5 protein-coding genes and 1 pseudogene are annotated in these 7,614 nt (G+C 30.2%); 5 read left to right on the top strand and 1 reads right to left on the bottom strand.

Annotation, left to right across the window (positions count from 1 at the left end; all coding sequences use genetic code 11):
• The 5 genes from ACH2BO_RS12765 to ACH2BO_RS12745 form a co-directional block, all read left to right on the top strand.
• Positions 1-393: DapH/DapD/GlmU-related protein (locus ACH2BO_RS12765; RefSeq protein ID WP_395045115.1), on the top strand; the 393-nt coding region annotated here is incomplete at its 5' end.
• A gap of 104 nt (positions 394-497) precedes the next feature.
• Positions 498-884: a (deoxy)nucleoside triphosphate pyrophosphohydrolase gene (locus ACH2BO_RS12760; RefSeq protein ID WP_395045114.1), complete on the top strand. Its 387-nt coding sequence runs from the start codon at positions 498-500 to the stop codon at positions 882-884.
• Complete coding sequence (locus ACH2BO_RS12755) at positions 881-4,021, top strand: DUF3427 domain-containing protein (RefSeq protein WP_395045113.1); 3,141 nt, start codon at positions 881-883, stop codon at positions 4,019-4,021. Before ACH2BO_RS12760 ends, ACH2BO_RS12755 begins: the two co-directional genes overlap by 4 nt.
• 91 nt (positions 4,022-4,112) lie before the next feature.
• The gene (locus ACH2BO_RS12750; protein WP_395045112.1) at positions 4,113-4,691 is read left to right on the top strand and encodes a hypothetical protein; all 579 of its coding nucleotides are present in this window, start codon (positions 4,113-4,115) and stop codon (positions 4,689-4,691) included.
• Positions 4,692-4,858: 167 nt separating this feature from the next.
• Complete coding sequence (locus ACH2BO_RS12745; protein WP_395045111.1) at positions 4,859-5,053, top strand: hypothetical protein; 195 nt, start codon at positions 4,859-4,861, stop codon at positions 5,051-5,053.
• 402 nt (positions 5,054-5,455) lie between these two features.
• Here ACH2BO_RS12745 and ACH2BO_RS12740 read toward each other — a convergent pair.
• A pseudogene (locus ACH2BO_RS12740) lies at positions 5,456-7,566 on the bottom strand (prolyl oligopeptidase family protein).
• Positions 7,567-7,614 lie beyond the last annotated feature (48 nt).

Here is a 7,614-nt window from a genome sequence, read left to right as displayed (position 1 = left end):
GGAAATGTTATCATTGGCAACAATGTTGAAATTGGTGCCAATTCTTGTGTTGACCGAGGAAAATTTAGTTCGACTGTCTTAGGTGATGGTTGTAAAATTGACAATTTAGTTCAAATCGGACACAATTCTAAGCTTGGAAAATTCTGTATTATGGCAGGAAATTCAGGATTAGCTGGCTCTGTAACCTTAGGAAACGGAGTAATTATTGGTGGCAGTGCTTCAATAAAAGACCATACAACAATTGGTGATGGCGCAATTGTTGGCGCAGGTTCCGGAGTAACAGGCGATATTCCTGCAGGAAAAGTAATGTTAGGTTATCCAGCAGTAGAAGCGAGAGATGCTTTAAAACAATGGGCAATTTTGAAGAGATTGGTTAGGGATGCTAATAAATAGTCTATAATTTAAACCTAACAGGTTTTGAAAACCTGTTAGGTTTGAGATTGGATGAAAGTAGTTTTTCTAAATAGTTGTTGAATTTATAAAAAAATATGTTTTTTATGATTAAAGTAGTTTGTGCTATTATATTGGTAGATAATAAAATTTTAGTGGCTCAACGAAGTAAAAATATGAAATTACCATTAAAATGGGAATTTCCAGGCGGAAAATTAGAACAAAACGAAAACGAAATTGATTGTATAAAAAGGGAAATTAAAGAAGAATTGAATATTGAAATTGAAGTTTTAAAAAAACTTTCCAACAGTATTTTTGATTATGGAACTTTTAAAATTAATCTTGTTCCATTTATAGCAAATTATATTTCTGGTGAAATTTTATTGTTAGAACATAAGGATTATAAGTTGCTTGACAAAGCTAACTTATTGAATTTAGATTGGGCAGAAGCAGATTTGCCAATTGTTAAAGAATTTTTAAAACTTGAATTATGAACCAAGGATTGTATGAAGAATTAGTAACTAAACTAATCAATTATAAAATAAATGAATTAGATAAAGATACGTTTCATGTTAAAAAAACATATATAGACAAAGCTGAAGCGGCACAACTATTATCTCAACATATTGGAAAAACAATTCGACAAGCTTTTAATTTAATTAAAGGTGAAGATATTCTTGAAACACAAATTGAAATAGCAAATAAAATCATTTTGTTTTTAAAGGAAGAATTAAAAAAAGAAGAATTTGAGGATGATTTAATCGAAACAGAAGGAAAAATTTTAAAAGCAGTTTTCACAAAAATTGATGCTCATTTCATTGATTTAGATTTACATTTAAAAGAAATTACACCTTATACAAGGTTAATTCATAGTGAACTTTTTACAGGAGGAAATTCAGGAACAACATTAGAAAGTGAATTAAGAAAGGAAATATTATCATCAGATAAAATAGACTTATTAGTTTCATTTATTAAATGGAAAGGAATCAGAATTCTTGAGCGTGAATTGAGAGAATTTACAGAAAGAGGTGGAAAACTTAGAGTAATTACAACTACTTATATTGGAGCAACCGATGCAAAAGCAGTTGAATTTTTAGCGTCTTTAGAAAATACAGAAGTAAAAGTTTCTTACAATACAGGAAATGAAAGATTACATGCAAAAGCTTATTTATTTCAAAGAAATACTGGATTTCATACAGGTTATATTGGTTCTTCCAATTTTTCTCGCTCAGCATTAACAGATGGATTAGAATGGAATTTAAAAATAACAACTAAAGAAGTTGGTCATATTATTGATAAATTTAAAAAAACATTCGAGGCTTACTGGCAAAATTCAGAGTTTGAATTGTATGACCAAAATATTCATTCTGTAAAATTAGTTGAAGCTTTAAAACAAGGAAAATTTTCAAAGGAATACACTTTTACGACATCTTATTTTGATATAAAACCTTTTCATTATCAAAATGAAATACTTGAAAAATTAGAAGTTGAAAGATCAGTTCATAATAGATATAAAAATCTTTTAGTTGCTGCAACTGGTACTGGAAAAACAGTTATATCTGCATTTGATTATAAAAATTTTAGAAGCAACAATAAATCATCAAGATTACTTTTTGTTGCTCATAGAAAAGAAATTTTACAACAGGCACAAGCAACATTTCGAGGAGTTTTAAAAGATAATAATTTTGGAGATTTATGGGTTGATGGTTTAGAGCCAACATCTAATGAATATGTTTTTGCTTCGGTTCAAACCTTAAATAATAGACTTAAGGAAATTAAACTTTCTCCTGATTACTATGATTTTATAATTATTGACGAAGTTCATCATATTTCAGCAGCAACTTACAGACCAATAATAAACTATTTCAAACCAAAAGTTCTATTAGGATTAACAGCAACTCCTGAAAGAATGGACAATGAAAATATTCTTGAAGATTTTTGTAACCGTATAGCTGCCGAAATTAGACTTCCAGAAGCATTAAATAAAAAATTATTAAGTCCTTTTCAATATTTTGGAATTACAGATAGTATAGATTTAACCAATGTGAAATGGGAAAAAGGAAAGTATGTAGCAAGTGAATTGACAAGTTTATATACTAAAAATGACGTTCGTGTAGGCGAGATAATTTCTAATCTTAATAAGTACACAAATGATATTAATGAACTTCGCGCAATTGGATTTTGTGTAACAATTGAACACGCATCATTTATGGCTGAAAAATTCAATTTAGCAGGATTAAAAGCCGAATGTTTAACAGCAAAAAACACTAGTGAACGTGATAAAATTAGAGAACAATTTAGAAAAAAAGAATTCAATTATTTATTTGTAGTAGATATTTTTAATGAAGGTGTTGATATTCCAGAAATTGATACTGTTTTGTTTTTAAGACCAACTGAAAGTTTAACAGTATTTCTCCAACAATTAGGACGTGGATTGCGTTTGGCAGAGGGTAAAGATTGTTTGACAGTTCTAGATTTTGTTGGTAATTCAAGACCAGAATATGATTTTGAGAGCAAGTTTAGAGCATTGATTGGAAAGACAACAACTTCAGTTCAAAAAGAAATTGAAGATGATTTTCCACATTTACCTTTAGGTTGTTCAATTGTTTTAGAGAAAAAGACAAAAGAAAATATTCTTGAAAACATAAAAAAAGCTACAGCATTAAATGTAAATCAATTGATAACAAAGATTATAAATTTTCAGCATCAAACCACTTTACCGCTAACTTTAAATAATTTTATAGAACTAAATCATATTACAATTGAAACCATTTATAAGAAAGATAATTGGTCAAGATTATGTCAAAGAGCTGGAGTAATTAATGATTTTGAAAATATTAATGAAAAGCAAATATATTCGGCTATTTGCAATAAATGGTTGTCTACCAATTCTACAAGTTATTTCAATTTTATTTTAAAAATTGCAAAACAAGATTTCAAAATTAGAATCAATGAATATAATGAGAATGAAAAAACAATGTTACTGATGTTGCATTATGATGTTTGGCAAAATCCCGGAGGTTTTGATTCTTTAGAAAAAAGTATAATTCAAATTGGAAAAAATAAAATCCTTGTAAATGAAATTATTGAAGTTATAGAAATATTAATTGATAAAATTGGTTTTAAAGAGGTTGATATTGATTTGCCATATGATCAACCTTTAAAATTACATGCTCGTTACACAAGAGATCAAATTTTAACAGCTTTTAGATTGAGTACTTTTGAAAAGAAATCATCAAATAGAGAAGGTGCAGCAGAAAATAAATACTTAAAAACAGAAATTCTTTTTATAAATTTAATTAAATCTGAGGAAAATTTTTCTCCAACAACTATGTATGATGATTATGCAATTAGCGAAACTTTATTTCATTGGCAATCACACAATGCATATGGTCCAGAGACAACTAAAGGAGTTTCATATATAAAACATCATGAAAATAATAAAAAAATATTACTTTTTGTAAGAGAAAAAGCAAATGACGAGAATAAAAATACTCTGGGTTATGTTTTTATTGGAGAAGGTAAATTTAAAGAAACAGAAGGTTCAAAACCAATGAATATTAAATGGGAATTAAACGAACCAATGCCAAATTATCTTTGGAAAGAATCTGCAAAAATGTCGATTGGTTAAATTTTTTTATATAAAATAATCTCATTTTAACAAACCCAAATTAAAATCCAATCATAAAAAAAACTATATTTGATATTCTAAAAAAGTTATTATGAAAAAGATAATTGCACTATTGGTTATAAGTATGTTTACGTTGAGTTCTTGTAAAAAAGAAGCTCAAGAAGTTACAGAAGAAAGTGAAACTACAGTTACAGATACAGCATTGGTTGCTACAGATAGTGCTGTTGTTGCAAGTGATGCCATGATTCAGCCAATGAAACCAGATGCAACAGGTGCAAACCCAAATACTATAATGAATCAAAATCCTGGAACTACAATGCCACAAACTTCAACTACAGTTCAGCAAGTTGCACCTGTAAAAGTTGCCAAAGGAATGAATCCTGCACATGGTCAAGCTGGTCATCGTTGTGATATTGCTGTTGGCGCGCCTTTAAATTCTCCTGCTGGAAAAACTCCAGTTGCTAGTCAAACATCCAAACCAACTACCATATCCTCAAGTTCAACTCCAGGAATAGTTTCAAGTAATGGTGCTACAGTAACCACGACTCAATCAACACCAACACCAATGCAAGTTCCGGCTGCTGCAACTGCTCCAGGAATGAATCCGCCACACGGTCAAGAAGGTCATGTTTGCTCTGTTGCAGTAGGTGCTCCTTTGCCAAAACCATAATAAAAATAGTTTTTATTTAAGCAGTTTATTTGAGTTGCTTTTTTTTATTAAATTCTGCAACATATTTCATTAATTGTATAACACGAACAAAGGTGTACTCAAATACCTTTGTCGTATTGTTTTGTGCAATTCAAAACAATTTTTATTAACTAAAAAACCAAACAATTATGAATTTAAAACGAATTTTTGGCTTTATCCTAACTTTATTGGGTATTGCAGGATTAATTTATACAGCATCAGTTTTTGCAAAAACTTCTGGCGAAAACAGCGACATGAAATTGCTTATTATTTATGGTGTTCTGGGAATTGTGTTTTTTGTTTCTGGAATAAGCTTGGTAAAAAATACTAAAGACGAGTCTTAGTTTTCAATAATTTTTACCGACGTCACTTCGAGTGATTTCGCTTTTTTTGCGAAATTGTATCGAGAACTGTTTTGCAACAAAGGTTCTCGATACAATTTTTAAAGCAGAACTTTTTTGCAGGTTTTCTAGATTTTTTTAGCTTTAAAAACCACTCGAACTGACGGTGAAGATTGGCATTTATTTTAAAATTTTAAAATTTCTACAAACGTCACTTCGAGTGATTTCGCTTTTTTTGCGAAATTGTATCGAGAACTGTTTTGCAACAAAGGTTCTCGATACAACTTTTAAAGCAGAACTTTTTTGCAGGTTTTCTAGATTTTTTTAGCTTTAAAAATCACTCGAACTGACGTAAAAAAAGCTCAACATCACTGTTGAGCTTTTTGATATATTTATAAGATTATATTATTTTTTATGCAATTCAATAAAACCCATATTAAATAATGTAAACGCCATTACATCAACACTTTCTTGAATGGTTGCTGCAACAGATTTTCCTGCGCCATGTCCAGCATTGATGTCAATTCTAATAAGCGTTGGGTTGTTACCAGTTTGCTTGTCTTGAAGTTCGGCTGCAAATTTAAAACTATGTGCTGGTACAACTCTATCATCATGATCGCCAGTAGTTATTAAAGTTGCAGGATAATTTACTCCAGGATTTATTGTGTGAACTGGTGAATATCCTTTTATATATTCAAACAGTTCTTTATTGTCTTCGGATGTTCCGTAATCATAAGACCAACCTGCACCAGCTGTAAATTTATGATAGCGCAACATGTCCATAACTCCAACCGCTGGCAAGGCAACTTTCATTAAATCTGGTCGTTGCGTCATGGTTGCTCCAACTAGTAAACCTCCGTTTGAACCACCACGAATGGCAAGAAAATTTGAAGACGTGTATTTTTTTTCAATTAGATATTCTCCTGCTGCAATGAAATCGTCAAAAACGTTTTGTTTTTGCATTTTAGTTCCTGCATCATGCCATTTCTTTCCATATTCGCCACCACCACGAATATTTGGCACTGCATAAACACCACCATTTTCCATCCAAACAGCATTAGAAATACTAAAACTTGGAGTTATACTAACGTTAAATCCGCCATAAGCATATAGAATTGTTGGATTATTTCCGTTTAATTTTAATCCTTTTTTATAAGTAATTATCATCGGAATTTTAGTGCCATCTTTGGAAGTATAAAACACTTGTTCAGACTCATAATTACTAGAAATAAAATCAATTTTTGGTGTTTGATACAATTTAGAATTTCCAGAATCTACATCAATAGAATAGGTTGAACCTGGAGTTGTATAATTTGTAAAAGAATAATATATAGTTTTTTCTTTTTTCTTTCCGCCAAATCCACCAGCGGTTCCAATTCCTGGAAGTTGAATTTCACGAACCATTTTGCCAGAATAATCATATTGTTTTACAACCGAAACGGCATCTTTCATATAATGAGCAAAAAAAAATAACCGCCACCAGTTGAAGGTGATAGTACATTTTCGGTTTCTGCAATAAAATCTTTCCAATTTCCTGGCTCTGGATTGTTTGCATCTACAATAATAATTTTACTGTTTGGAGCATTTAAATCGGTTTCAATAAACAGGTTAGAAGTTTCGTTTTCGATTATATTGTTAGAACTATCAAAGTTGTTTACAATTGTTATAATTTTACTATTTGGTTGTTTTAAATCTTTAATATACAGTTCATTTCCATAAGTAGAATTGGCTGCTGTTATTACTAAATAATTTTCATCTTCGGTAACATAACCTCCAACATATCTTCGTTTTTCTTCCAATCCAAAGATTACTTTATCATCTTTTTGATTGGTTCCAAGTTTGTGATAAAATAGCTTGTGCTGGTCGGTTTTAGCCGATAATTCGCTTCCAGTTGGCTTGTCATAACTAGAATAATAAAAACCTTCATTTCTTGACCAAGAAACTCCGCTAAATTTAATATTTGTTAGATTTTTTTCTAATATTTCTTTGGTGTTGGCATCCATAACAACTACAGTTCGCCAATCGCTTCCACCTTCAGAAATAGAATAAGCAACTCGTGAACCATCTTTAGAAAAATCAACTCCGCCAAGTGATGAAGTTCCATCTTTAGAAAAAGTATTTGGATCTAAAAAAACAGTTTCTTTATCTTTAGTATCTTTTCTATAAAGGACCGATTGATTTTGCAAACCATTATTTTTATAGAAATAGGTAAAGTTACCTTCTTTGAATGGTGCACTAATTTTTTCGTAATTCCAAAGTTTTTCTAATCTTGATTTTAATTGGTCACGAAAAGGAATTTTGCCAAGATAATCATAAGTAACTTGATTTTGAGCTTTCACCCATGCACCAGTTTCAGCAGATTTATCATCTTCAAGCCAACGATATGGATCGGCAACTTTTGTGTTAAAATAAACATCAACAACATCTCCTTTTTTAGTCTGTGGATATTTTATAGAATTTTGAGCTAATGAAATCAATGATGAAGTTAATGTCATTATGAGAATAATTTTTTTCATTTTATGATTAAATTGAAATTTTAGTATAACAAAAATAGTGTTTTAAAT

The organism is Flavobacterium sp. (assembly GCF_043773265.1).
Lineage (GTDB): Bacteria > Bacteroidota > Bacteroidia > Flavobacteriales > Flavobacteriaceae > Flavobacterium.
This window is presented reverse-complemented; position numbering and strand designations above follow the sequence as displayed.

Bases quoted from the DNA above. Each gene is read 5' to 3' on its own strand.
- ACH2BO_RS12760 (WP_395045114.1), top strand. From the start codon at position 498: ATGATTAAAGTAGTTTGTGCTATTATATTGGTAGATAATAAAATTTTA.
- ACH2BO_RS12750 (WP_395045112.1), top strand. From the start codon at position 4,113: ATGAAAAAGATAATTGCACTATTGGTTATAAGTATGTTTACGTTGAGT.
- ACH2BO_RS12745 (WP_395045111.1), top strand. From the start codon at position 4,859: ATGAATTTAAAACGAATTTTTGGCTTTATCCTAACTTTATTGGGTATT.
- ACH2BO_RS12755 (WP_395045113.1), top strand. From the start codon at position 881: ATGAACCAAGGATTGTATGAAGAATTAGTAACTAAACTAATCAATTAT.